This window comes from Nesterenkonia sp. LB17, assembly GCF_022565915.1.
In the GTDB taxonomy this organism is placed as follows: domain Bacteria; phylum Actinomycetota; class Actinomycetes; order Actinomycetales; family Micrococcaceae; genus Nesterenkonia.
In genome coordinates this window covers 637,234-662,536 of sequence record NZ_JAJOYX010000002.1, presented here as the reverse complement: position 1 = coordinate 662,536, position 25,303 = coordinate 637,234, and the positions used below count along the sequence as shown (strand labels likewise).

The following is a 25,303-nucleotide window of genomic DNA, read 5'->3' as shown; positions in this document are numbered from 1 at the left end:
GGCCAGCCTAGTCTCTCGTCATGCGGGCCAGGACCTTGTCCGCGACCCGGCGGCCGTTTCCAGACCAGGGGTAATGGTGGATGCTGAAGCTGGCTTGGGCGTCGACCTCCAGCACGGTGGCGTCCACTGCGGAGTCTAGGCTTGGGGCCAGAATGTCGACGCCCGCCACCGGGGAACCCGGTACAGCCCAGCGGGCGTCGACGGCCAAAGTCTTGAGGGACTTATCGAGGCGGTCGGTGACATCCACCGTGAGTCCGCCAAGTCTCATGTTCACGCCCGGGCTGAACCAGTAGATCCGGTCAACGTTGGATATCGGGTCCGACGCCTTCGCTTCGGCACGTGGCATCAGCGCGGTCTCAAGCTCGAACTTCGCCAGAAGGGGATTCCGCTTCCTTCCTCGATCGGCTTCTTGGGCCAGATCACTGAGCGTCGAGCGTCCGTCACCCAGTCCGAACAGAGGCACCCGGATCACTGCTGCAACGACTTCTTCGTCCACGACGTAGGCACGGAGGTTCAGACCGTCGTGGAATCGCTCCACCACGACGCCCCCGTGGCCCGTGGCGTTTGGGAAGTCATATTGCTCGGCGTGGGACCAGGCGTCTCCGAAAGTGACCGCAGGATCAACTTGAAGGGAGACTCCGAGGCCAGATTCGCCGAACCGTGGCTTGATGGCTACAGGGCCGGTCATTTGAGCGGCGTACCCCTGTGCCGCATCGCGCTCAGCGGTTGAGAAGACCTGACCCTCCGGGATGGGAATTCCGGCGAGCGAGAGGTAGCGTCGCGCTAATTTTCGGTCGAAAGAGGCCCGTTCGCCGCCCACACTCGTCAGTGATGTCAGGAAGCCCTCTGCGCCTCCCACCGTCCTTCCGTCGTAGGTGAACACCTGTCGCTGCCCTACCGCGCTCACGTGGATCTTGGCCCTGCGGGCAGCCTGCGCGAAGAGATTCTTCGGTCCGTAGGCCGGTCGGTCGCCGTAATCGCGTGGAGCCATGCCGGCAAAGTTTTCCTGAATGAACTTTTCAGTTGCAGCGTTTTTCATGCCAGAGCCTTGAATCTAGAGAAAGAGGTGCATGGACTACCCGTCTGGGCGTCAGGAGGAGCCCAGAGGAAATGCTGTGATGGATGCGACGTCTACATCCTCCGCGGTCCCCGGCTCGAAAGTGAAAGATGTGACACGAAGGTCCTCCGGGGGCTCGAGGCAGAGCAAGTAACCGAGTCCCGTCGTCATATGTGACAGGTAGATCGAGTATTCGTCTTTCTCAGGAATGAACTCCGCTTTCGCCTTTCTGAAGAAATCAACGTGGGCTTTCGACGCATGGGGCTCACCCGGTGTCGCGTTGGCGACTGAAAAGCGGACTCGTATTCTTTTCGGTCGGAGCCTCACGCCAGAGGGGAGATCCACCCTGAGACTAAGGGCACCTTCGGTATCCCACGAATAGGTGAGTCCTGACGCTGGCAGCGTTGCGGGCTGGTCGAGCAGGACCTCGGAGTCAGCTTCGACGCCCGGTGCACGATGCACCTGGTCGGCAATGACCGGAAAGAGTTCGCGGACTTCCGCGAGGTCTGCGGGACCCTCACCGCGAATGCGAATGAACGCCTCTTGAAAGAACGGCTGCTTGGTACCCTCAACGGTGCTGTCCTGGGTCTTGTGGCGAACGTGGAAGACCGTTGGTGTCCGCGAGTCGAGGATCGTGGGTGCGTGCTGATCGACCACGGTATGTTTCGGTGCTCTCAGGTGCTCGATCGAACCGTCTTCCGCCATTGAAGCTACGAGAAGAAGGCCCAGCGCGATCTTTGGGTAGTAGAGTCCGCGGGTGAACACGTATTGGCCGTCAACTCGCACGGCCGAGTAGCCCCGTCCCAGAGAAACCCACCACCCAGCGTGCTCGGGAGTGATGTATGTCGACATCCGAGAGAAATAGCTGTTGGAAAGAATGTCGTCATCGTCGAGACGATAGACGCCGAACGTGCCCGTCGTCATGCCAAATTCCTTCAGCGCGGATCGGACCAGGTGCGCCGGCGGCGTGGCGCTCACAGGCTGTGCCGTCTCGTTCAGCCGGACAAAAGGGTGGCGATCTGCGGCGGCACGAAGAAGCTCCTTATAGGACTCAGGAAGCGACGGCGAGTAGGAGACGAAATGCACAACTTGGTGGTCCCTGGCCGCCAGGGCGAGCTGGGGGATGCTCTCATTGACGAAGATGTCTGTACGGGGCCCCAACCTCTCGGGACTATAGAGCCACGACGTGTACTGCTCTTCACTAAATCCGACACCGTCTTCCCCAGTTCTCGAGGCCTTGAAGAAGCCGGAGCCATATTGGTGGACGCTGAATCTCGTGTGTCCAACGAACACCGGATTCTGGGACGGCTCTGATGCGGTTTCCGTCTCGACCGCGAGGTCCTTTGATGTCTCGGCTACGCGCTGCTGCTGCTCACGGCGCTCCCCCGCACGACGAAAGAATGTCTGAATGCTCATTGGGAGCCCCTTCTAGGTCAGTTACGGTCCGGTGTCAGAAGTTGCTGATGACGGTGGCAACGGTGTTGCGCGAATAAGAGTCTAACTGGCCCCAGCCTGTTCATCAGGTCGGCCAGCCGAGCGCGTTCCGCCACGGGAGGTGCAGGACCGCCGGTCGACGCGGTCCAGTGGACCGACAGAGCCTCTTGACTAGGATGGTCGGATGAAGCGAATCATGCCGATCTACGGGACCCGTCCCGAGGCCATCAAGATGGCGCCCATCGTCAAGGCGCTGCAGGCCAGCGATCTCTTCGAGTGTGAGGTCACCGTGACCGGACAGCATCGCGAGATGCTGGACCAGGTCAACGAGCTCTTCGGCATCGAGCCGGACCACGATCTGAACATCATCCAGCCCCGGCAGACGCTCAACGGGGTGCTCACCCGCACCGTCACCGGCCTGGATGCCATCTTCGCGCAGCACAAGCCTGACGCCGTCGTCGTCCAGGGTGACACCACGACGACGACCGCGGGCGCGATGGCAGCGTTCTACTCCGGCATCCCGGTGATCCACGCCGAGGCCGGGCTGCGTTCCTTCAACCTCTATTCGCCGTTTCCCGAAGAGGCGAACCGCAAGATGACCAGCCAGATCACCGCGCTGCACCTGGCTCCCACCTCGCAGTCCCGGGACAACCTGCTGCGCGAGGCGCTTCCGGCGCAGGACATCGTGGTCACCGGAAACACTGTGATCGACGCGCTGCTCGAGGTCGCAAGCAAGCATGTGCCCTTCGGTGACGCCCAGCTCGAAGAGGCCGCAGCCTCCGGGCGTGACGTGCTGCTGGTCACCACCCACCGTCGGGAGAACCAGGGCTCCGCAATGGAAGGTGTGGGCCGGGCACTGGCCCGCCTCGCCGACCGCTACCCGGAGAAGCTGATCGTGCTTCCGGCCCACCGCAACCCGGTGGTCCGTGAAGCGATCCTTCCCGCGCTGGCCGGGCACGAGAACGTGATCGTCACCGAGCCGCTGCCCTACGGCGAGTTCAGCCGCCTGATGAATCTGGCCACCGTGGTGCTCACCGACTCCGGCGGCGTCCAGGAAGAGGCTCCCTCACTGGGCAAGCCGGTACTGGTGATGCGGGAGAACACCGAGCGGCCCGAGGCCGTCGACGCCGGCACGGTCCGGCTCATCGGCACCGCCGAGGATCGGGTGGTCGAGGAGGTCTCGGCGCTCTTCGACGACCCGGCGGCCTACGCGGCGATGGCCAATGCGGTGAACCCCTATGGCGATGGCCACGCTGCCAAGCGGACCGTCGCCGCGATCGCAGCCATGTTCGGTCTCGGCGACCGGCTCGAGGACTTCTCTCCTGTGCCCACCGGTGCATAAGTCATCCGCCGCATAAGTTCCATAACTATCCACTCGCCCCGCACGGAAGCAGCCCGGACGTCGCGAGCCGCAGGTCGGTCGATCGTCAACTGACGTCAGGCTCGACCGCAGCGTGCAGGCACAGGTCCGGGGGAGGGACCGGTTCCGGGTCCAGTTCCGGAACTCTCCGGAATTTACGGACGCCTTAAAGGACTCAGAATCGAACGCGTGTCGGCATTCAGGCTTCGTTCAGTTTGGCATTATGATCATTAACGCCGTCTGACCTGAGAGTAGTTATGCCACAACAACGAGATCCTCGGATGCGCGATCAAGAGTCCGAGGATCTGACCCCGCCGAGCTCGATGCGATCCCCTTGACCTGAGGTTTCAATGGGTCAAGGGTCACCGATAGTCCTTGAATCTCGTTGTTGCACACTCCTCTCCATGACGTTGAACGTCTGCTAAAGCAGGTCTCGAGAAGGATGAATCCGAGCATCGGCGCCATCATCCCGCGCGAGCCTGCAGCCAATAAGACCGTTTCGCACTCTCTGTCTTGCTGCTGCTAGTCATGTGTCTGTCCCCAGCGAAAGTTGTCGATGAAGCACGCCAAAATATCTTCCCGAAAGTCTGCAACGCTGCTTGACGGGCTTCCTCCACGGCATTTCCGGCCCGAGATCCACGGTCTTCGCGGACTTGCAATCCTTGGAGTAGTGGCATTCCACCTCTACGGCTCGGGGCGTGTCTCCGGCGGAATCGATATCTTCCTCGCCATATCCGGGTTCCTGTTCACAGCGATGCTGTTGCGCGAGGCCACAGAGTCAGGAGGATCCATTCGAGCAGGCCGGTACTTCCTCCGGCTGCTCAAGCGGCTCGTGATTCCGGCGGCGTTGGTCATCACGGTGACGTTCCTTGCCGCCTGGATGGTTTTCCCCAGCACCCGGCACCCCCAGCTGCTGATCGAAGCACGGGCGTCGCTGTTCTACGTGGAGAACTGGCAGCTGATCGCTGACACCATGTCGTATGAGGTGGCCGGAGCCGCGGCAAGCCCGTTCCAGCACTTCTGGTCCCTTTCGGTTCAGGGCCAGTTCTTTCTGATCTGGCCATTGGTAGCCATCGCCGCGGTGTGGTGTGCAAAGCGTCTCAACCGATCGGCAACATCGCTGATGATCGTCCTTGTCATGTTCGTGCTCGCCGCGTCCCTGATCCACGCGGTCTATATGCAGACGATCAGTCAAGATCGCGCGTACTTCATGACCACCACACGCTTCTGGGAATTCGCCTTCGGCGGGCTGCTCGCCCTTGTATCGTCAAGAATCACGCTTGGCCCCTCGGTTCGACTCGTGGCGGGCTGGGCAGGTCTCGGAATGGTGGTCAGCACCGGCTTCATCATGGACGGCGCCGAGGTGTTTCCCGGACCGCTGGCGCTCTGGCCGCTGCTGGGGTTCGCGCTGATCCTGATGTCCTCGCCCGGCCAGGACTCGAATGCGTCCCCGCGTCCAGGTGTCGAGCGTCTGCTCACGCTCAAGCCCATCGGCTGGGTAGGCGACCTGGCCTACGGACTGTATCTGTGGCACTGGCCGTTGCTGATCTTCTATCTCGAAGTCCGTGACAGAGACGAGGTAGGTCTGCGCGGCGGCACCTTGATCCTCCTGCTGTCGTTTGCGCTCGCGTGGCTCACCCACCGGTTGGTAGAGGTTCCACTGAGCAGATCCAGCTTTTCGCGCCCGCGGTTGAAGCTCGGCCTGGCCGCAGGAACGCTCGTGGCCGCCGCAGTCGGAACGAGCGCGGCAATCGGGGTCCTCAATGCCCCCGCGGAAGCTAGAACACAGCCGTCTTCGACTGAGGGCCCCAGCTTCGGCGCCGCAGCAGTGGGAACGCCTTGGGGGGATCTGTGGGACGGTGCCGAGGTTCATCCACCGATCCCCAACATCGCCAATGACATGCCGGCCTACTACGGCTGGGACTGCCGCCAGAGGAATGGCCATGACCCGGGAACCGGCGAGGCACTGGTCTGCGAAGACCCAGATGCACCGAGTACACCTCGAGCGACGGTGATGATCGCGGGAGGTTCCCACGCCGGGCAGTGGCACCAGGCCTTCGTCGTCATGGCAGAGCAGAACGACTGGGAGCTCCTCGTGGTGGACAAGTCCGGATGCAGATTCGGAGGCATCTCAAATGTCGAGACCAACAAATGCGCCGAATGGAACGTCAACTTCCTGGACGTTCTCGACGAGCGGCAGCCGGACCTGGTGATCACACCGGGAAGCGTCGTGGCCCGAGAAGGTGATGGGCCCGAGACCATCGAGGCTGGCGCACCGGACCGATGGCAGGAGATCACGGAATCGGGTTCAGAGCTGCTGCTGATGCGGGGCACACCCCGGCCCAACGAGGATGCCCCGGAGTGTCTTGCCGAAGGCGGTGGTGCGCTCGAATGCGGCCCGACATTCGAGACGCTTGCTGACGACGATCCGTTGGACGGCATTGATCTCCCGGACTCCACCCACACTCTGGATATGACCGAATACCTCTGCTTCGATGGTTCCTGTCCCGCAGTGATAGGTGAGGTCGCCGTGTACCGAGACAGCAGTCATCTGACGAATTCCTATGTGGAATCGATGGTTCCCATGTTGGAGGAGGAGCTCAGGGGCCGAACGCCTGACCTGTTCCGTGGATAAGCTCGTCCCCAGCCGGCGGTGCTCGCATTTTCTGTCCACCGAAAGGGTCGGGTGCAGCTGCGTAGAATCGAGTCATGCACCTCAGCGTCAACGTGAACCGCACGGCAGTGCCCGCCGCGGCTCCCAGTAGTCAGGACTTTGCAGAGTGCATCTGAAGACCCTCACGGTCCGCGGATTCAAGTCTTTCGCCTCGGCCACCACCTTCGAGTTCGAACCAGGGGTCACCGCCGTGGTCGGCCCCAACGGGTCGGGCAAGTCCAATGTGGTCGACGCGCTGGCCTGGGTCATGGGCGAACAGGGCGCTAAGTCGCTGCGCGGCGGCACCATGGAGGACGTCATCTTCGCCGGGACCACCGAGCGGCAGCCGCTGGGCCGCGCCTCGGCGTCGCTGACCATCGACAACTCCGACGGCGCGCTGCCGATCGAATACTCCGAGGTCACGATCTCTCGGACGATGTTCCGCGCCGGGGGCAGCGACTACACGATCAACGGCGCCAAATGCCGACTGCTCGACATCCAGGAGCTGCTCTCGGACTCCATCAGCGAGATCTCCCGGCAGCTCGCGCCGTTGGGCCTGCAGGCCCGGGTTGCCCGCCGAGCCCAGCGCATCCAGCACGATCTGCGCGCCTGGCTCGACGCCCAGCCTAGCTTCCCCGTGACGACATGGGACCGGTCTAACACCCAGGTACCGGAGTCCGGACCGATCCTGCCGATAAACTCAGGCCCCATGTCAGCAACGGAATCCGGACGGTGCAAGAAAGGGGTTGATCGTGCGTTCAGGTTCGACGCGTTCGCTGTGTCGCCTTCGTCGACCACTCACGCCGATGTCGCTGAGGGGACCCTCGGGGCCTGTCCGGTCGGTCCTTGTGCGTCTGCGCGACCGGGTGCCCGACCGCCGAATCTCCAAGCGCTCCGGGACGGACCTGGGAATCAGCGGTAAAGCTGAGGCATCTCAGACCTGATCTTTTCATCGAGGTACGGGGCGAGAGTCTCCACGTAGTGCGCGCTGAGATGGCTGTTATCGCTGTAGACGGCGACATTGCCGATGACGGCCGGGCATGAGCCGTCGGGGCATACGTACTCGGTCATGTCGATCGAATAGATCGACGCATCCTGCGTGGCCTGTGCGAGGAGATCATGCTCGGCGTAGATGCTGTATTCAGCGCCGCAGCTCTCCGCAGTCCCCCCGGACGCGAGGCAGTCGGGCACGTCCTCGTCTGGACGAGCTGTTCCTCGGATCAGGAGCAGTTCGGCGCCGGTCTGTACGATCTCGCTCCAACGATCTTCCGCTCCCCGGGTGAGGTGCTCCTCACTGCCGCTGTCGTACAAGGCTGTCCCGGTGGAGATCACCACGTCGGGTTGACGCTCCGCCATGAAGGCGGGCAGGTTCGCGTTCCACCTCGCGCAATAGATGTCATCGTCAGCGTCAGCGTCAGCGTCAGTATCATCGCCATCGGCCTCGTCTGTGTGCTGCAGCCTGCATCCAGACTTGATGACGACGATGAGTTCCCAGTCCTGCTCTTCGGCAAGGAGTGCGAGTGCGTTGTACCAGTGACCGGAGTGGGAGCCTCCGGTCAGCATGACCGTTGCCCGTGGATCCGCGGGCGGATCAGGGTCCTCGCAGACCGTGACCTCGTCGGAGCCCGGTTCGCTCAAGTAGGTCTGTTCACAGTCCCAGGACATGTGCATCGGGAGGCTTGCGCTCAGCTCGGTCGGTTCCGGGAAAAAGTCGATGCTTTCATCGACAGGCTGCCCGCCGCCCACGGCGGCGGCACCGGGGTAGTCATTCCGGTCGACACCAGACATGGCATAGCCCTCTGGGATCACAGGCGCCAGCTGGTTGAGGATCAGCGAAGAGGCCACTCCGGCTGCCCCCAGCATAACGGCGGCGGATGCGAGCTGCGTCTTCTCGCGGATCTTCGTTCTGCTCATGGGCTGCTCGACCCACCGGTAGGTCACCCAGGCGAGCAGCAGTGAGACCGCGAAGACGACCACGGCCCCCTGAACGCCGATCGCCTCTTGGTCTCGCACCTGGAGGTAGAAGATCAAGAGCGGCCAGTGCCACAGATAGAGCCCGTAGGCGATGCTGCCGATCCAGGCGAAGAAGCGGTTGGAGAGGAACGTCGAGGCGCTGGCCTTCGGTTCCTGGGGTCCGGTCCCGCCGTTGGTCGAGAGCATCACCAGTGTGAGGCCAGCCAGCGGCCACAGCGCCCAGGGCCCCGGGAACAGCGAGGCCCCGTCGAGGACGAAGCCGCAGGTGAGGATCAGGCCGATCCCGAGCCAGCCTGCGAGGAACCGGATTCGAGGAGGCAGAGCGATCGAGGAGGCGACGAGCGCGAGGACACCGCCGAATGCCAGTTCCCAGAAGCGCGTGCGCGTCATGAGGTAGGCCTGGTCCTGGTCCATCGTCTGCATGTAGAGCGTGAAGCTGAAGGATGCCGCGATGACCAGCCCGACCAGGGCGATCATCACGTGTGCAGCGGGCTTCTTGATCTTCTGGGCCAGGAGCACCGCGGCGATGGCGACCAGCGGCCAGACGAGGTAGAACTGTCCCTGCACGCTGAGCGACCAGAAATGCTGGAACGGGCTGGTGTCGGGCCCTGCGGCACCATAGGCCAGCTGAGAGTTGATAAGTTCGATGTTCTCGAAGTAGAGCAAGGACGCCCGGGCTTCACCCCAGAGCTGCTCATGCCGGGTGCTGGGGAACAGGAAGAGTCCCACGGCCAGAGTCACCGAGATGACTATCGCCGCCGCAGGCAACAGCCTTCGGGCGATGCGAGCGAGGTAGCGTCCGATGTCGATGGGGCCGCCACCGGCGGCGGACTCGCGCAGCAGCATGCCGGTGAAGAGGAAGCCCGAGACTGCGAGGAAGATGTCGATGCCGCCTGAGACTCGGCCTGCTCCGAAAAGGTGGAACAGCACCACACCCAGGATTGCCAGGCCGCGGACCCCGTGGAGCTCTGGGCGGAACCTGCGTTCGGGCAGGCCTCGGGTCAGGGTCTGAACCTCAGCGGCGGGGGCCGCAGCGGCACGGCCGCGCGGCGAACGCGTCGATACTGAACGCACGATCAACCCCTTTCCTGCACCGTCCGGATTCAGTTGCTGACATGGGGCCTGAGTTTATCGGCAGAATCGGTCCGGACCCCGATACCTGGGTGTTAGACCGGTCCCATGTCGTCACGGGAAGCTAGGCTGTGTGGCAGACACCATGCGCGCGAAGGGACAGGTACAAGCCATGAATCGAATCATGCCCATCTGTGGGACTCGTCCCGAAGCCATCAAGATGGCGCCGATCGTCAAGGCGCTGCAGGCCAGCGATCTCTTCCGCATCGTGCCGGACCATCACCTGAACATCATCCAGCCCCGGCAGATGCTCAACGGGGTGCTCACCCGCACGTACACCGGCCTGGACGCGATCTTCACGCGGAAAAAGCCCGACGCCGTCGTCCAGGGGGACACCACCACCGCTGGTGCGATGGCGGCGTTCTACTTCGGGATCCCGGTGAGCCCCGGCGAGTCCGGGGAAGTGTGAGTCCGCACCCGTGCACCTGAAGACCCTGACCGTTCGCGGATTCAAGTCTTTCGCCTCGGCCACCACCTTCGAGTTCGAACCAGGGGTCACCGCCGTGGTCGGCCCCAACGGGTCGGGCAAGTCCAATGTGGTCGACGCGCTGGCCTGGGTCATGGGCGAACAGGGCGCCAAGTCCCTGCGCGGCGGCACCATGGAAGACGTCATCTTCGCCGGCACCACCGAGCGCCAGCCGCTGGGACGCACCTCGGTGTCGCTGACCATCGACAATTCCGACGGCGCGCTGCCGATCGAATACTCCGAGGTCACGATCTCTCGGACGATGTTCCGTGCCGGGGGCAGCGACTACACGATCAACGGCGCCAAGTGCCGACTGCTCGACATCCAGGAGCTGCTCTCCGACTCCGGGCTGGGCCGGGAGATGCACGTGATCGTGGGGCAGGGGCAGCTGGATCAGATCCTGCAGGCCACCCCGGAGCAGCGGCGCGGCTTCATCGAGGAGGCTGCCGGGGTGCTCAAGCACCGTCGCCGTCGGGAACGCAGCGTGCGCAAGCTCGAATCGATGCAGACCAACCTTTCCCGCCTCGAGGACCTGATCAGCGAGATCTCCCGGCAGCTCGCCCCGTTGGGCCGGCAGGCCCGGGTAGCCCGCCGAGCTCAGCGCATCCAGCACGATCTGCGCGATTCACTCTCCCGGCTCATCGCCGATGACCTCGTCCGTGCGGCCACCGCGCTGCACGAGTCCAGCCAGGGAGAACAGGACGACCGGGAATCCGCCGAGCAGCTGCGCGCCTGGCTCGACGCCCAGGACACCGAGATCGCGCAGCTGGAGAAGCAGGCCGCAGCGCAGCGCGCCCACGCGGAGAAGCTGTTGGCCGGCCACCACCGGCTCGAGCAGGTCCAGGAGCGGCTGCGCTCGGTCGCCTCGCTCGCCGAGGAGCGCGCCCGCAGCCTGCAGGCCGCCGCCGTGGTGCAACTGAGCGGCCGCGACCCGCAGGCGCTGCGGGCCCAGGCCCAGAGCGTGGCCGAGCAGGCCGCAGAGCTCGACGCCGAGGTCACCGCCGCCAGGGAACGCCTGGAACGCACTTCCGCTGGGCGGGCACAGGCCGAGGAGGCATGGAAGGACGAAGAGACCCGTCTGACCGAGCAGCTGCGTGCCGTCGCGGACCGTCGCGCGGGACTCGCGACGCTGCGCGGCCGGGTGGACACCGCCCGGGGGCGCATCGACGCGGCACAGGCCAGACGCCTTCGTGGCCAGGAACAGGGCGACGCGGCCCGCGCCGCGCAGCAGCGAGCCCGCGGCGAGTTCGCGGAGCTGGAGCAGCGGATCGCGGGCGTCGAGACCGGCGAAGAGGGCCTTGACGCCGCCTACGAGGCTGCCCATGAGCGGCTCAAAGCACTGCGCGGGGCCTATGACGAGAAGCTGGCACAGCAGCAGCGGCTGCGCACGGTGATCAGCGAACACCGAGCGCGGCTCTCCGGACTCTCCGCCGCCCGAACCCCTCGTGACGGAGCCGCGGCGCTGCTCCGCGACCGGGCCGAGGAGATCGTGGCACCCCTGGCGCAGCGGCTGCGCATCACCCGCGGGTGGGAGACCGCGATCGCCGCCTGCCTCGGCAGCCTCGACGCGGCGCTCATCGTCAAGGACGCCGAGACCGCGGCTGATGCACTGGGCTGGCTGGCGGCCGGAGAGGCCGGCCGTGCGCACCTGATCCACCAAGTGGCGGCCGAGACTCCTCTCGCCTCCCGCCGACCCGCCGCTGAGCCTCCGGGGAGTGAGGTTCACGGCGCTGAGCTCCCCGACATCGAGCTCCACAACATCGAACTCCCCAGCATCGAGCTGCCGGCAGGCGCGATCTGGGCTCGCCAGGTGGTCGGCATCGACGACGACCTTCAGATCCCGGTGCACGCCGCGCTTGCCGGCGTCGTGCTCTGCGCTGACCAGCGCCAGGCGGCCGCGCTGCTGGAGCTTCCCGAGGTGCGCACCGCGGTGACTCCTGCGGGGGTCATCCTCCGCGCCGGTGAGCAGATCGGCGGCACCGTGCTGGAGAACTCCGACGTGGCGATCAATGCCGAGATCAGCGAACTCACCGAGGCGCTGCGCCAGCGTGAGCTCGAGCTCGACGAACGTGTCTCCGCCTCCGTCGCTGAGGAGTCAGAGGTCAGCGCCGCGGAGCTGCACGTCGAGGAGACCCTGCAGGCGCTGCATGCCAACGACGCCGAGATGCACGCCACGACCGAACAGCTCGGCCGGCTTCATGCGGAACTGGCGCGGTCCGCCGAGCGGATCGAACACGCCGACCAAGAGATTCGCGAGGCAGATGCGGCCGCCGCCGAGGCCCAGCAGCAGTGCGAAGAAGCCGAGGCGCGCCTGCAGGCGGCGCAGAGCGAGGACACCGAAGAGGAGCCGTCCAGCGTTGAACGGGATCGACTCTCCGCTGCTGCCACGACCCAGCGCCGCGAAGAGGTCGACGCCCGGCTGGAGCTGCGCGCCGCCGAAGAGCAGCACAAACAGATGCTCGAACGCGCCGCCGGGCTGCGCCGCAGCGCAGCCGCCGAAGAGACACGCAGGGAAGAGGCGCGGAGGATCGCTCAGGCCCGCAGCTCCCGCGCACTGCAGGCAGAGACCATTCAGCGCGAAGCCGAAGCGGCCTATCAGACATTGTTCGGCGTCCTCCAGCGTTCGCAGACCACTCGCGGCGCCGCCGAGACCGCCGCTGACGCGACCCGCCAGCGGACCCTCTCACTCCGCGCAGCGCGCAAGGCCGAGGCGGCTGAGCTCGAGACTCTCACGGCTGCGTTGCACCAGGCGGAGCTGACCCGCACCGAGCTGCGACTGAGCCTGGAGGCCGCGGAGGCCCGCGGACTCGAGGAGCTCAGTCTCACCGCGGAGTACCTCATCGAGCACTATGGTCCGGATCAGCTGGTGCCGCAGGCATCGGATCAGCTCCTGACGCAGGCTGATCCCACCCAACCGGACAGGCCCGAGGACCCAGCCGATCCAGCCGATCCAGCTGACGAAGCCGAGTCGGGCGTGCCCTTCAACCGGTCCGAGCAGGAGAAGCGGCTCGCGCAGGCCCGCCGTGACCTCAGGGCGCTGGGCAAGGTCAACCCGCTGGCGCTCGAGGAGCACTCCGCACTCGAGGAGCGTCACCGCTACCTGCAGGAGCAGCTGAGCGATCTCAAGAGGTCCAGGCAGGACCTGCTCGAGATCATCGCCGATGTGGATGCCACCGTGGAGAAGGTGTTCACCGAGGCCTGGCTGGACACCAAGGTGCAGTTCGAACGGGTCTTCGCGCGACTCTTCCCCGGCGGGGAGGGACGGCTGGAGCTGACCAACCCGGAGGACATGCTCAACACCGGCATCGAGGTGCAGGCGAGGCCTCCGGGCAAGCGGATCCGCCGCCTCTCGCTGCTCTCCGGCGGGGAACGCTCGCTCACCGCTGTCGCGCTGCTGGTCGCGATCTTCAAAGCCCGGCCGAGTCCGTTCTACGTGATGGACGAGGTGGAGGCCGCGCTTGACGACACGAACCTCTCCCGCCTGCTGGTGATCTTCGAGGAGCTCCGCGAATCCTCCCAGCTGATCATCATCACCCACCAGAAGCGCACGATGGAGATCGCCGATGCGCTCTACGGGGTGTCCATGCGGCAGGACGGCTCCACCCGGGTCGTCTCCCAGCGGCTGGGGACCTCCGCAGAGCCCACAGCAGCAGAGCTCACCACGCCGTGACGGACCGATACGAGCCGGTGATGATCTCTTCGAGCACCGTGACATCCACCGGGTCCAGGCGTGGGATGTAGAGACAGCCGACTCCGGTGCTGTGCGCACCCAGGCGGCCGAGCTCCTCTGCGTGCGGGTCGATCCCGTCGAGCAGATAGATGGTGGTGGCCTGTCGACGTGCGGCGAAGGCGGCCGCAGGAGCGTCGCCCTCGCGGCCTGAGTCGTAGCGGCAGTGATACGTCCCGAAGCCCACGATGCTGCCCCAGAGCTGCGGGTCTTCGGCGGTGATGCGCTGCATCAGTCCCACCATGGTGCGGGCGTCTCGCTGCCGAACCTTCGGCGTGATCGCGCTCAGAAGGGCCTCCAGGCTGCCACCGGTGGGTTCCATCGAATCGCCTCTCGTGATGAAGTGCTCCCATCGTGCCATGGGATCGAAGAGCGGCGGAGGGAATGGTCCTGGGGTTCGTTGCGTTGAGCAACGAGGATGACCGGTGGCATAAGGACAGGAGCGGCTCAATGACACGTGAGGTGAAGACCAGGATCCCTCCTGAGCTGAAGGTGATGATCGTCTCGGCCTTCGTGATCGCGATCGGCTTCGGCATCGTGGCGCCGATCCTGCCGCAGTACGCCTCGGACTTCGGGGTCTCCGCCATGGCCGTCTCGGCCGTGGTCTCGGCCTTCGGGCTCTTCAGGCTGCTCTTCGCGCCGGCCTCCGGGAAGCTCACCCAGTGGTTGGGGGAGACCCCGGTCTACGTGATCGGGCTGCTCATCGTGGCGGTGTCCATGATCGCCACCGCGTACGCCCCCAGCTATGAGCTGCTGCTGCTCTTCCGGGCGCTCGGCGGCATCGGCTCGACCTTCTTCACCGTCTCGGCGATGACGTTCCTGGCTCGGAAGTCCCCGCCCACGATCCGCGGCCGGGTCTCCGGCGCCTATGCCTCGGCGTTCCTGTTCGGCAGCGTCGCCGGTCCGCTCATCGGCTCGGGACTGCTGGTCTTCGGCCCTCGGGTGCCCTTCCTGGTCTACGGAGGGGCCTTGGTGGTGGCGGCGGCGATCGTGTTCATCATGCTTCGCCAGTCCCGGCTGGAGGACCGTGGTCGCAAGGAAGATCGAGAGACGGTCACCCTGGCCGAGGCCTGGCAGCACCGCGGATACCGTGCGGCGCTGACCGCCGGCTTCGCCAACGGATGGGCGACCTTCGGGCTGCGCAACTCCGTGGTGCCGCTCTTCGCCGCCACCGCCTTCGTCGGTTCCGGATGGATGCTGGATTCCAGCCAGCTCGCAGGAGTCGCGCTGGCCACGTTCGCCGCCGGCAATGTGGCAGCCGTGCTGCTCTTCTCGCGCCGGTCAGATCGGTATGGACGACGACGTCCGATCATCCTCGGGCTTCTCATCTCGGCGCTGGCCACGGGTCTTCTCGGTCTGGCGCCCAGCCCGCTGATCCTGCTGCTGCTCAGCGTGATCGCAGGGGTGGGCACCGGGCTGATGAACCCCGCCCAGCAGGCGGCGATCGCCGACATCGTCGGTTCGGGGCGCAACGGGGGATCGGTGGTGTCGACCTTCCAGATGACGCAGGACTTCGGCGCGATCATCGGACCGCTGCTGGCGGGGTTCCTGGTGGACCAGCTCGGCTACGCCTGGGCCTTCGGCGTCACCGGGGTGATCCTGATGTTCGGCGCCCTGGCCTGGACTCAGGCTCCGGAGACCTTGGAGGCCGAGGAAGAGTCGGCTGAGACAGTGCAGCCCTGAGGCGCTGCCGCTGAATCCACTCAAGAGCCTGGGTCCGGTTGACCGAGCGAGATGCTCGATGAACCGGACCCAGGCTCTTGAGACGAAGCGGTGACCTAGGAGGTCGTCACTCGCGCGGTGCGCCAGCGGGGCTCTTGCTGGAACCGTTGATGGTCTCGAAGATGTAGGCATCTTCGTCGTGCTCGGAGCGGTCGATGCCGAGGGTCTCGACATCCGAGGTGACGCGGAATCCGATGGTGGCGTGGATGGCGTAGGCGATGATCGCGGTCATCACCACGGTGAAGACCAGAGTCACCAGGACAGCCACGACCTGCGAGCCCATGAGGCCCAGACCGCCGCCGTAGAACAGACCGGAGCGTTCGCCGTCGATCAGTTCGGCGCGGCCCAGCAGACCGATGGCCACGGTGCCCCAGAGGCCGGCGACGAAGTGCAGGCCGACCACGTCGAGCGTGTCGTCGAAGCCGAGCTTGTACTTCAGGCCGACTGCCAGGTAGCAGAGGAACCCGGAGACGGCGCCGATGATGATGGCGCCGACCGGGTCCACGTGGGCACAGGCGGGAGTGATGGCCACCAGGCCGGCCACGATGCCCGATGCGGCGCCGAGGGCGGTCGGCTTCTCGCCGCGGATGCGCTGGGTGAGGAGCCAGACCACCAGTGCCGATGCGGGGGCAAGGAGGGTGTTGACCCAGATGAGTCCTGCTTCGCCGGCCTCCGTGGCTGCGCCGCCGTTGAAGCCGAACCAGCCGAACCAGAGCAGCGAGGCGCCCAGCAGCACGAACGGGGTGTTGTGGGGGCGGTGTGATTCGCGTTCGGTGAAGTTGCGACGCTTGCCCAGGATCAGTGCAAGGACCAGAGCGGCGAGGCCGGCGCACATGTGGACCACGAGACCGCCGGCGTAGTCGACTGCCTCACCGACGGCGTCGCCCACGGCGCCGCCCTCGACGAGGAGTCCACCATCGCCCCAGACCATGAAGGCCAGCGGGCAGTAGACCAGGGTGACCCAGATGGGCACGAAGACCATCCAGGCGGAGAATTTGGCGCGGTCAGCGATCGCGCCGGAGATCAGGGCCGTGGTGATGATGGCGAAGGTGGCGCCGAAGCCGATGCCGATCAGTTCCTCCGGAGCTTCTGCGAGGGTGCTGTAGAGGCCGAAGTCAGTGGCGGGATTGCCGAACAGGCCGCCGACGGACTCTCCACCTGCGATGGCGGAGCCCCAGAGGGCCCAGACCACGCCGACGAGTCCCATGGCCGCGAAGCTCATCATCATCATGTTGATGGCGGACTTGGCCTGAGACAGACCGCCGTAGAAGAAGGCCAGTCCGGGTGTCATGAGCAGCACGAGTCCGCTTGCCACAAGCACCCAGACGTCTAGTGATCCAAGTTCCATGTGTCCCTCCAGGAAACATCAATTCATCGGTGAACTTCACCGATGCGAGCTGATCTCAATGGTGACTGGCTCGTGTTTCACCGGGCGCGCCGTGATGTTTCAGAAAGGTTAAAGCTTTCCCCGCGGAGGGCAGGGGAGAGCCCTCGCCGCAGCCTTCACGCTCAGAACGGCGTGACGTAGGCTCCCGAGATGCCGCCGTCGACCAGGAACGTCGAGGCGGTCATGAACGAGGAGTCATCGCTGGCCAGGAAGGCCACGGCCGCGGCGAGCTCTTCGGGCTCGGCGAAGCGGCCCAGCGGCACGTGCACGAGGCGGCGAGCCGCCTTTTCGAGGTCCTTGGCGAACAGTTCCTTCAGCAGCGGCGTGTTGACCGGTCCGGGACACAGGGCATTGACGCGGATGCCCTGGCGGGCGAACTCCACTCCCAGTTCACGGCTCATCGAGAGGACGCCACCTTTCGATGCGCTGTAGGAGATCTGCGAGGTGGCCGCGCCCATGACGGCGACGAAGGATGCGGTGTTGATGATGGAGCCCCTGCCCTGCTTCTGCATATAGGGGATCGCATATTTGCAGCAGTGGTAGACCGAGGTGAGGTTGACGTCCTGGACCCTGCGCCAGGCGTCGATGCCGGTGTCCAGGATGGACGCGTCGTCGGGCGGGGCGATGCCGGCGTTGTTGAACGCGATGTCCACGCTGCCGAAGGCCTCATGGGTCTGCGCGTAGAGGTCCTGGACCTCCTCCGGGTTGGTGACGTCGACCTTGACGAACAGGCCTCCGAGCTCCGCGGCGGCCTGCTCCCCGGCGGCCGCGTCGACGTCGGCGATGACGACGCGTGCTCCTTCGGCGGCCATGCGGCGGGCACTGGCGAGACCGATGCCGCTGGCGCCCCCGGTGATGACGGCGCTGCGGTCGACGAGACGACGGGCGTTGATCTGCATGGGGCTCCTTGATTGAGGGTCATCTGCTGAAGTTCTCAGTTGATGAGGTGTTCGGCTGCGCGGTCACGCAATCGGTCAGCTGCTGGAGATGAAGACGTTCTTGGTCTCGGTGAAGGCCTCGGCGGCGTCGGGCCCCAGCTCCCGTCCGAAGCCCGATTGCTTGAACCCTCCGAAGGGGGTCCAGTAGCGCACCGAGGCGTGGGTGTTCACCGAGAGGTTCCCGGCGTCGACCCCGCGGGAGACCCGCAGGGCGCGTCCCACGTCACGGGTCCAGATGGAGCCGGAGAGGCCGTAGTCGGTGTCATTGGCCAGGCGGATCGCCTCGGCCTCATCCTCGAAGGGGACCACGGCGATGATCGGTCCGAAGATCTCCTCGTTGAAGACTCGGGAGTCGGGAGAGGGAGTGAGCACGGTCGGCGGGAACCAGAATCCAGGGCCGGTGGGGGCTGACCCCTGGAAGGCGATGGGGGCGTCGTCGTCGAGGTAGGCGGCCACCGAGTCGCGGTGGGCGGCGGAGACCAGCGGACCCATGGCGGTCTGTTCCAGGCTCGGATCGCCGCAGTGGAAGTCGCGCACGGCAAGCTCCAGCAGCTCCAGATACCGATCCAGGACCGAGCGCTGCACCAGCACCCGGGAACGGGCGCAGCAGTCCTGGCCGGCGTTGTCGAACGCGCCGCCGGGAGTGGCGGCGGCGGCCTGGTCCAGGTCGGCATCGGCGAAGATGATGTTGGAGTTCTTCCCACCCAGCTCCAGGGTCAGGCGCTTGACCTGGTCAGCGCAGCCAGCCATGATCCGCTTGCCCACCGCTGTGGAGCCGGTGAAGACGACCTTCCGGACGTCCGGGTGGGTCACGAAGCGCTCACCGACCACGGAGCCCTTGCCCGGCAGCACGGTGAAGACGTCCTCGGGCAGTCCGGCCTGCAGGGCAAGCTCGCCCAGCCGGATGGCGGTCAGCGGGGTGATCTCCGCGGGCTTGAGCACCACGGTGTTTCCTGCCGCCAGGGCTGGCGCGAAGCCCCATGCGGCGATCGGCATAGGGAAGTTCCAGGGCACGATCACCCCGATCACGCCCAGCGGCTCGTGGAAGGTCAGGTTGACCCCTCCCGGGGTGGGGATCTGACGACCGGAGAGCCGCTCGGGGGTTCCGGAGTAGTAGGTCAGGACGTCACGGACGTTTCCGGCCTCCCAGCGGGCGTTGCCGATGGTGTGCCCGGCGTTGCGCACCTCCATGGCGGCGAGATGTTCCAGGTCGGCGTCCACCGCGTCGGCGAAGCGACGCAGCAGTCGCGCCCGGTCCGCCGGCTCCACGGTGCGCCAGGTGAGGAACGCGCGCTGGGCGCGGGCGATGGCGGCGTCGGTCTCCTGCAGCGAGACCAGCTCGATGGTCTCGATGATCTCTTCGGTCGTGGGATCGACGATCTGGGTCACGGTCATGGGTGCAGTGCGTCCTCTCGGTGCTGGTCAGGGTGGGCGCCGGGTCCCCGATGTGGGTCTTGGGGGGCGTCTCGCCGCTCGGCGAAGCGCCGGGCCACGTCGATGAAGCCCTCGAAGAGCCGAGCATCCTTGCGGTTCTCCTCGGGGTGGAACTGGACCCCCAGGGTCCAGGCCTCCGTGGTGGTCTCCACGGCCTCGATGGTGCCGTCGGCGGCGCGGGCGGTGACGACCAGGCCCTCCGCCACCTCATCCAGGGCCTGATGGTGGTAGCACGGCGACTGGGCGCTCGCGCCGAGCAGCTGCGCGCACCGGCTGCCCGGCTCGGTGGTGAACTGGACCCTTCCGTACAGGCCGGGTCCGGGCTGGTACTGCTCGGCGTCGGGGTTGACGTCGGGCAGGTGTTGGATCAGGGTCCCACCCAGCGCGACGTTGAGGATCTGAGCGCCCCGGCAGATGGCGAACAGCGGCAGGCCCCTCTCCAGGGCTGCCCGGGTCAGCGCGATGTCGTGTTCATCCCGGCTGGGCTGGGAGGAGGTGCGTTCGTGCCGGTCGGCGCCGTAGAAGCGCGGATCCACGTCGACTCCGCCGATCACGATCAGCCCGTCCATCGGCTCCAGCACCGAGGTGTCGGTGCCCACCGGGGGCAGCAGCACAGGGGTTCCCCCGGCCGCCGCGACGCCTTCCACGTAGGACCCGGGCACGATCGCCGCCACCGAGTTCCAATCGCCCCACGAGCCCTCCTGGTAATACGTGGTGAGCGCGATCCGGGGTCGCCGGCGCGGCGCCGACGAAGAATCCCTAGAGCCGCTCGAAACCACGGTGCAGCTCCCAGTCGGTGACGGCGGACTCGAAGGCTTCCAGCTCCACATCGGCGTAGTGGACGTAGTGCTCGACCACATCCTCGCCGAAGACCTCGCGGGCAAGTGCCGAGTCGGCGAGCAGGTCGCGGGCCTCTCTCATCGCCGTGGGCACGACCTGTGCGTCGGACTCATAGGCGTTGCCCTCCATCATGGGTTCCAGCTCCAGCTGGTGCTCGATCCCGTAGAGGCCTGAGGCCAGCATCGCTGAGAGTGCCAGGTAGGGGTTGACGTCGCCGCCGGGGAGACGGTTCTCCATCCGGGCGGACTGGCCGGTGCCGACCAGGCGCACCGCACAGGAGCGGTTGTCGATGCCCCAGGCCACCGAGGTGGGGGCGAAGCTGCCCTTGGCGAAGCGCTTATAGGAGTTGATGTTCGGGGCGTAGAAGATGCAGAGTTCGCGCATGCCCTTGAGCACCCCGGCGATGAAGTAGTCGTAGGTGGCGCTGCGGGCGTCCTTCTCCTCATCCCAGAAGCTCAGTTCACCGTCGAGCCCGCGCAGCGACATGTGGATGTGGCAGGAGCTGCCCTCACGCTCGTTGGGCTTGGCCATGAACGTGATGGACTTGCCCTGCTGCTGGGCGATCTGCTTCGAGGCCAGCTTGTAGACCACGTGGTTGTCCGCCGTGACCAGTCCCTCGTCGAAGCGGAAGGCGATCTCGTGCTGACCGAAGTTACACTCTCCCTTGGCGCTCTCCACCGTCATCCCGGCGGTGTACATGGCGTTGCGGATCTCGCGCAGCAGCGGCTCGACCCGTTGGGAGCCCAGGATGTTGTAATCGACGTTGTATCGGTTCGCCGGGACCAGGCTCTGGTAGTTGGAGTCCCAGGCGTCCTCATAGCTGGTGTTGTAGACGCAGAACTCGAGCTCCGTCCCGGTGAGCATCTGGTAGCCCATCTCCCGAGCGCGGTCGAGCTGACGGCTCAGCATGGCCCGCGGGGACATCGGGATCAGCTGGCCGTCATGGGCGGTGAGGTCACACTGGATCATCACCTGACCCGGGTTGTGCGGCATCCGCCGGATGGTGTCCAGGTCCATGGCGAAGCTCATATCCCCGTAGCCGGCCTCCCAGCTGCTGATCGCATAGCCGCCGGGGGTGTTCATCTCGGTGTCCACGGCCAGCAGGTAGTTGCACCCCTCGGCTCCCTCTTCGAGCATCGAGTCCAGGAAGAACTGGGCGTGGCAGAGCTTGCCCTGCAGCCGGCCCTGCATATCGGTGAAGGCCAGCACCACGGTGTCGATGCGCCCTTCGGTGATCTCCTGGCGCAGCCCAGGGACGGTGAGCATTCGATCGTTGCGGGGATGCTTGGGCGATGTCGTCACGGGATCTGATCCTTGGGTTGCAGGGGTGATGGCAGGGGCGTGGGTGACCGGTCGGGCTCAGTTCAGCGTGGAGTCTGCGTCCTTGACCCGGGCGAACTCTTCCTCCGGTGCGTTGGCGACCACGCGATGGCGGCTGTAGAACCAGAAGTAGGCGAGGAAGGCCAGGAACACCGCGGCTGTGATGGAGGCCGCGAAGACATCGACGAGGAAGGTCGCGATCACCGCCACCACGGCCAGGACGAGCGCGACGCCGGTGGTGACCACCCCGCCGGGGGTGCGGTAGGCCCGCGGGAGGTCGGGCTCGCGCAGGCGCAGCACGATGTGGGAGAGGTTGAGTAGCACATAGGACACGGTGGCCCCGAAGACCGCGATGTTGATCAGCAGGCCTCCGTCCCCGGTGGCCGCCGCCAGCACGAAGCCGATGGTCCCCGGCACGATCAGCGCGACCCACGGGGTCCGGCGCTTCCCGGTCAGTGAGAGCCAGCGGGGCAGGTAACCGGCGCGGGAGAGTGCGAAGAGCTGCCGGGAGTAGGCGTAGATGATGGAGAAGAAGCTGGCGATCAGTCCCGCGAGTCCGGCGTAGTTGACGATGCTCGCCATCACGCTGTCGGGGCCGGCGACGGCGCGGATCGCCTCGGGCAGCGGATTGTCGGAGGTGCTCATCGACTCTGCGCCTGCCGCCCCGGGGACCAGGACCAGCATCAGCGCACCGGTGACCAGCAGGATCAGCATCGCCACGATGATGCCGCGCGGCATGTCGCGCTTCGGATCGGTGGTCTCCTCGGCGGCCAGCGGCACGCCTTCGATCGCCAGGAAGAACCAGATCCCGTAGACCAGCGCCGCCATCGCTCCGGCGTAGCCCATCGGCAGGAACGCACTGGCTCCCACGGCGTCGTTCGGGACGATGTCGAAGAGGTTGGCGGCGTCGAAATGCGGAACCAGGGCAATGACGGTGACCACCAGGGCGAGCACGGCGATCGCGGTGATGCCGAACATCAGCCGCAGCGCCTCACCCACTCCGTAGAGGTGGATGCCCACGAACACCACATAGGCCGCCAGGTAGACGGGCCAGGAATTGGTCATGCCGAACAGGCCCAGTGCCTCGATGTAGCCGCCGATGAAGGTGGCGATCGCGGCCGGCGCGACCGCGTACTCGATGAGCACCGCGACACCGGTCGCGTAGCCGCCGAGCGGGCCGAGGGCCCGCCGGGCGAAGCCGTAGCCGGCGCCTGCGGTGGGCAGCGAGGAGGACATCTCGGCGAGGCCGAAGACCATGCAGGTGTACATCAAGCCCATGAGCACGAAGGCGATCAGCAGACCGCCCCACCCGCCTTCGGCCAGACCGAGATTCCATCCCGCGAAGTCCCCGGAGATGACGTATGACACGCCCAGGCCTGCCAGCAGGATCCACCCCGCGGCTCCGGTCTTGAGCCGGCGATGCGCCATGTAGCTGGAATCAGCGAGGAATGACCTGCTCTTGTCATGCGGCATGGCTGTCCACCTCTTGTGGATTCGACCCGACGGGGGAGACCATCAAAGGACTGATTTCAGTCCATGGTGCTGTGCGGAATTCTGACAGCTCTCCCCCGGGGCGTCAAGAGGTCGACGATCCTCATATAAAGTCCCCGCGTAGCAGGGGCCGTGCCTCAGATACTTCTCCCCGCGAAATCTTCCGCAGGACCTGTGGCACGGCAACGATGGGGTATGGCTGACAGGGACGTGTCGATGAGGACCCGCATCGAAGTGACCAAGAAGTACGCGCAGGCCTACGCCCGGGCGACGAAGAAGCAAAAGGCAGCGATCCTGGACACCGTTGTCGGGATCACCGGTTGGAACCGGGACCACGCCCGTCAGCAGCTGCGCCGACGCATCACCCAACCACCCGGGCGGACAAGCGCGACCGTGGCTGTCCTGGACCGACGCAAGAGTCGTCCACGCAGATATTCCTACGACTCTCTGGTGGTGCTGCAACAGATCTGGTCGGTCTCCGGTGGGCTGTGTGGGAAATACCTGGCTGCCTCGATGAGCGAATGGATCGAAGCAATGCAACGCCATGGCTCGCTGATCCCGGGCCAGGATCGATACAGCCCCGAGGTGCGCGAGGAGCTGCTCGCGATGAGCGCCGCGACGATTGATCGCTACCTTGCCCCGGCAAAGGCGAAGGAGCCGCTGCGCGGAAGGTCCACGACCAAGCCCGGATCGCTGCTTCGCGCCTCGATCAACATCCGTAGGGCCGGTGACGAGGTCGAGGACGAACCCGGATTCTTCGAAGTCGACACCGTCGCCCACTGCGGCCCCACCCTCAAAGGTGAGTTCGCCCGCTCGGTGAACCTCACAGATGTGCACACCGGCTGGGTGTTCACCCGCGCGATCCGCAACAACGCACGGATACATATCCTGACCGTCATGGAAGCCGCTCTGGAATCAATTCCGTACCTGCTCAGCGGCTTGGACTTCGACAACGGCGGGGAGTTCATCAACCACGACCTGGTCAGCTGGGCCGGGCAGAGACAGATCTACTTCACCCGGTCCAGGCCCTACAAGAAGAACGATCAGGCCACCATAGAGTCCAAGAACGGGCACGTGGTTCGGCGTTATGGGTTCTACTACCGGTATGACACCGCGGCGGAGCTGGCGCTGCTGAACCGGCTCTGGCCCCTGGTCAATGAGCGGTTGAACTTCTTGACCCCGACGAAGAAACCGATCCGCTGGTCCACCGACACGCTCGGTCGACGCAAGCGGATCTACGACGCTCCGCAGACACCGTTTCGCAGGTTGGTGGCCTCTGGAATCCTGGGCCCCGCTCAGCAGAGTGAACTCGGAGATCACCACGATCGACTGAACCCCATGGCCATTGCTGCGGAGATCGATCAGATCCAACAACAGCTGATCAGGCTGGCCGGGGAGAAGACTCGAGAGCTTGAGCGAGAGGTTCGGACCGCGACCGCGACCGCGATGCCTGATCCTGGTGGTATCCGATTCAATCGGCAGGTCGGTTAGGTTTCGCGGGGACTTTTATCTGAGGCACGGCTTGTAGTTCCCGAGGACTTGGCAGTGAGGCACCACGGAGGTGGACTCCCATGTCGTAACCCCGCGCGGGGGAGCCCGTAGGCTGAGGCCAGAGCCAGTGCGTGAGCCGGAACGGAGGACCAGATGACGGCGGCAGACTTCGGGAACCCCTATGCGGTGCTGCGTCCGGTGCGTTCAGGAAATACGTTCGAGGAGACGATCGAGCATCTGCTCCAGGCGATCCGGGTCGGACTCTTCCCCCCGGGACAGAAGCTGCCCCCGGAGCGGGAACTGGCCGGGCACCTCGGGGTCTCCCGCGCAACCCTGCGCGAAGCCCTCGCTGAGCTGCAGCAGGCAGGCTTTCTCGACGTCCGTCGGGGTCGCTACGGCGGGACCTACATCCTGGAGGCGCCGAGCGCCACGCCGCAGGGCGTAGAACACATGGATCCCCTGCAGCGCCGCGACGTGCTGGTCTTTCGCGCGGTGCTCGAGCCGGCCGCCGCGGAGCTGGCGGCCCAGGCAGACCTCTCCGCCTCGGCGCGCGAGCACCTTCAGGGTTGTCTCTCAGATCTGGAGCGCGCCGATCGGTCCAGCTATCGCGCCCGTGACGCTCGGTTTCACATCGCGGTCGCCGAGCTGAGCGGGTCCCCGTCGCTCATCACCGCCGTGACCGACACCCGGGCGCGGGTGAGCGCGCTGCTGGATGAGATTCCGCTGCTGCCGGCGAATCTCGAGCATTCGAATCAGCAGCACCTGGCGATCACCACGGCCATCCTGGCCGGTGACGGGTCCGGGGCGAAGTCGCTGATGATCGATCACCTGGAGGGCACCGCCTCGCTGCTGCGCGGATTCCTCAGCTAGGCGGCTTC

General features: G+C 65.6%; 16 protein-coding genes and 2 pseudogenes. 8 read left to right on the top strand and 10 right to left on the bottom strand.

The features are described from left to right. Positions 1 to 7: 7 nt before the first annotated feature. Together LTH96_RS06735 and LTH96_RS06730 are read right to left on the bottom strand one after the other, a co-directional pair. On the bottom strand, positions 8 to 1,039 hold the full coding sequence (locus LTH96_RS06735; RefSeq protein WP_241464949.1) for a hypothetical protein: 1,032 nt from the start codon (positions 1,037 to 1,039) through the stop codon (positions 8 to 10). Positions 1,040 to 1,090: 51 nt separating this feature from the next. Then, a complete protein-coding gene (locus LTH96_RS06730; protein ID WP_241464948.1) occupies positions 1,091 to 2,473 on the bottom strand; it encodes a glycosyltransferase in 1,383 nt (460 codons plus the stop codon). A 202-nt stretch (positions 2,474 to 2,675) separates the two neighbouring features. Between LTH96_RS06730 and wecB the strand changes: the two genes are divergently transcribed. The 3 genes and pseudogenes from wecB to LTH96_RS06715 form a co-directional block, all read left to right on the top strand. Continuing rightward, complete coding sequence (wecB, locus tag LTH96_RS06725) at positions 2,676 to 3,833, top strand: non-hydrolyzing UDP-N-acetylglucosamine 2-epimerase (RefSeq protein WP_241464947.1); 1,158 nt, start codon at positions 2,676 to 2,678, stop codon at positions 3,831 to 3,833. 574 nt (positions 3,834 to 4,407) lie between these two features. Then, entirely contained in the window at positions 4,408 to 6,486 is a 2,079-nt protein-coding gene (locus LTH96_RS06720) for an acyltransferase family protein (RefSeq protein WP_255728007.1), read from the top strand. A gap of 145 nt (positions 6,487 to 6,631) precedes the next feature. After that, positions 6,632 to 7,111 (top strand): annotated as a pseudogene (locus LTH96_RS06715) (AAA family ATPase); the annotation flags it as partial. 305 nt (positions 7,112 to 7,416) lie between these two features. Here the strand turns inward: LTH96_RS06715 and LTH96_RS06710 are convergent. Continuing rightward, on the bottom strand, positions 7,417 to 9,552 hold the full coding sequence (locus LTH96_RS06710) for an acyltransferase family protein (protein WP_241464945.1): 2,136 nt from the start codon (positions 9,550 to 9,552) through the stop codon (positions 7,417 to 7,419). A gap of 169 nt (positions 9,553 to 9,721) precedes the next feature. Here LTH96_RS06710 and LTH96_RS06705 point away from each other — a divergent pair. Both LTH96_RS06705 and LTH96_RS06700 read left to right on the top strand, forming a co-directional pair. Beyond that, positions 9,722 to 10,009: pseudogene (locus LTH96_RS06705) on the top strand (UDP-N-acetylglucosamine 2-epimerase); the annotation flags it as partial. 19 nt (positions 10,010 to 10,028) lie between these two features. Then, positions 10,029 to 13,745, top strand: a complete 3,717-nt coding sequence (locus LTH96_RS06700) for an AAA family ATPase (RefSeq protein ID WP_241464944.1) — start codon at positions 10,029 to 10,031, stop codon at positions 13,743 to 13,745. Here the strand turns inward: LTH96_RS06700 and LTH96_RS06695 are convergent. Further along, on the bottom strand, positions 13,732 to 14,124 hold the full coding sequence (locus LTH96_RS06695; RefSeq protein ID WP_241464943.1) for a DUF1801 domain-containing protein: 393 nt from the start codon (positions 14,122 to 14,124) through the stop codon (positions 13,732 to 13,734). The genes LTH96_RS06700 and LTH96_RS06695 overlap by 14 nt on opposite strands. 128 nt (positions 14,125 to 14,252) lie before the next feature. Here LTH96_RS06695 and LTH96_RS06690 point away from each other — a divergent pair, with 128 nt between their 5' ends. Then, complete coding sequence (locus LTH96_RS06690; protein ID WP_241464942.1) at positions 14,253 to 15,485, top strand: MFS transporter; 1,233 nt, start codon at positions 14,253 to 14,255, stop codon at positions 15,483 to 15,485. 106 nt (positions 15,486 to 15,591) lie between these two features. On the opposite strand, the gene LTH96_RS06685 is transcribed toward LTH96_RS06690, so the two are convergent. From LTH96_RS06685 to eat, 6 genes are all read right to left on the bottom strand, one after another. Next, positions 15,592 to 16,872, bottom strand: coding sequence for an ammonium transporter (locus LTH96_RS06685; RefSeq protein WP_241464941.1), 1,281 nt, complete (start codon positions 16,870 to 16,872; stop codon positions 15,592 to 15,594). Positions 16,873 to 17,033: 161 nt separating this feature from the next. Continuing rightward, positions 17,034 to 17,810, bottom strand: coding sequence for a 3-oxoacyl-ACP reductase (locus LTH96_RS06680; RefSeq protein WP_241464940.1), 777 nt, complete (start codon positions 17,808 to 17,810; stop codon positions 17,034 to 17,036). Between the two features lie 75 nt (positions 17,811 to 17,885). After that, positions 17,886 to 19,244, bottom strand: coding sequence for an aldehyde dehydrogenase (locus tag LTH96_RS06675; RefSeq protein ID WP_241464939.1), 1,359 nt, complete (start codon positions 19,242 to 19,244; stop codon positions 17,886 to 17,888). After that, positions 19,241 to 20,062, bottom strand: coding sequence for a gamma-glutamyl-gamma-aminobutyrate hydrolase family protein (locus LTH96_RS06670; protein WP_241464938.1), 822 nt, complete (start codon positions 20,060 to 20,062; stop codon positions 19,241 to 19,243). Before LTH96_RS06670 ends, LTH96_RS06675 begins: the two co-directional genes overlap by 4 nt. After that, the gene (locus LTH96_RS06665) at positions 20,043 to 21,389 is read right to left on the bottom strand and encodes a glutamine synthetase family protein (RefSeq protein ID WP_241465102.1); all 1,347 of its coding nucleotides are present in this window, start codon (positions 21,387 to 21,389) and stop codon (positions 20,043 to 20,045) included. The genes LTH96_RS06670 and LTH96_RS06665 overlap by 20 nt, the downstream gene beginning before the upstream one ends. A gap of 93 nt (positions 21,390 to 21,482) precedes the next feature. After that, entirely contained in the window at positions 21,483 to 22,916 is a 1,434-nt protein-coding gene (gene eat / locus LTH96_RS06660; protein ID WP_241464937.1) for an ethanolamine permease, read from the bottom strand. Between the two features lie 234 nt (positions 22,917 to 23,150). Here eat and LTH96_RS06655 point away from each other — a divergent pair, with 234 nt between their 5' ends. Beyond that, positions 23,151 to 24,425: a DDE-type integrase/transposase/recombinase gene (locus LTH96_RS06655; RefSeq protein ID WP_241464936.1), complete on the top strand. Its 1,275-nt coding sequence runs from the start codon at positions 23,151 to 23,153 to the stop codon at positions 24,423 to 24,425. Between the two features lie 153 nt (positions 24,426 to 24,578). Then, positions 24,579 to 25,295: a FadR/GntR family transcriptional regulator gene (locus tag LTH96_RS06650; protein ID WP_241464935.1), complete on the top strand. Its 717-nt coding sequence runs from the start codon at positions 24,579 to 24,581 to the stop codon at positions 25,293 to 25,295. The last annotated feature ends 8 nt before the right edge of the window (positions 25,296 to 25,303 follow it).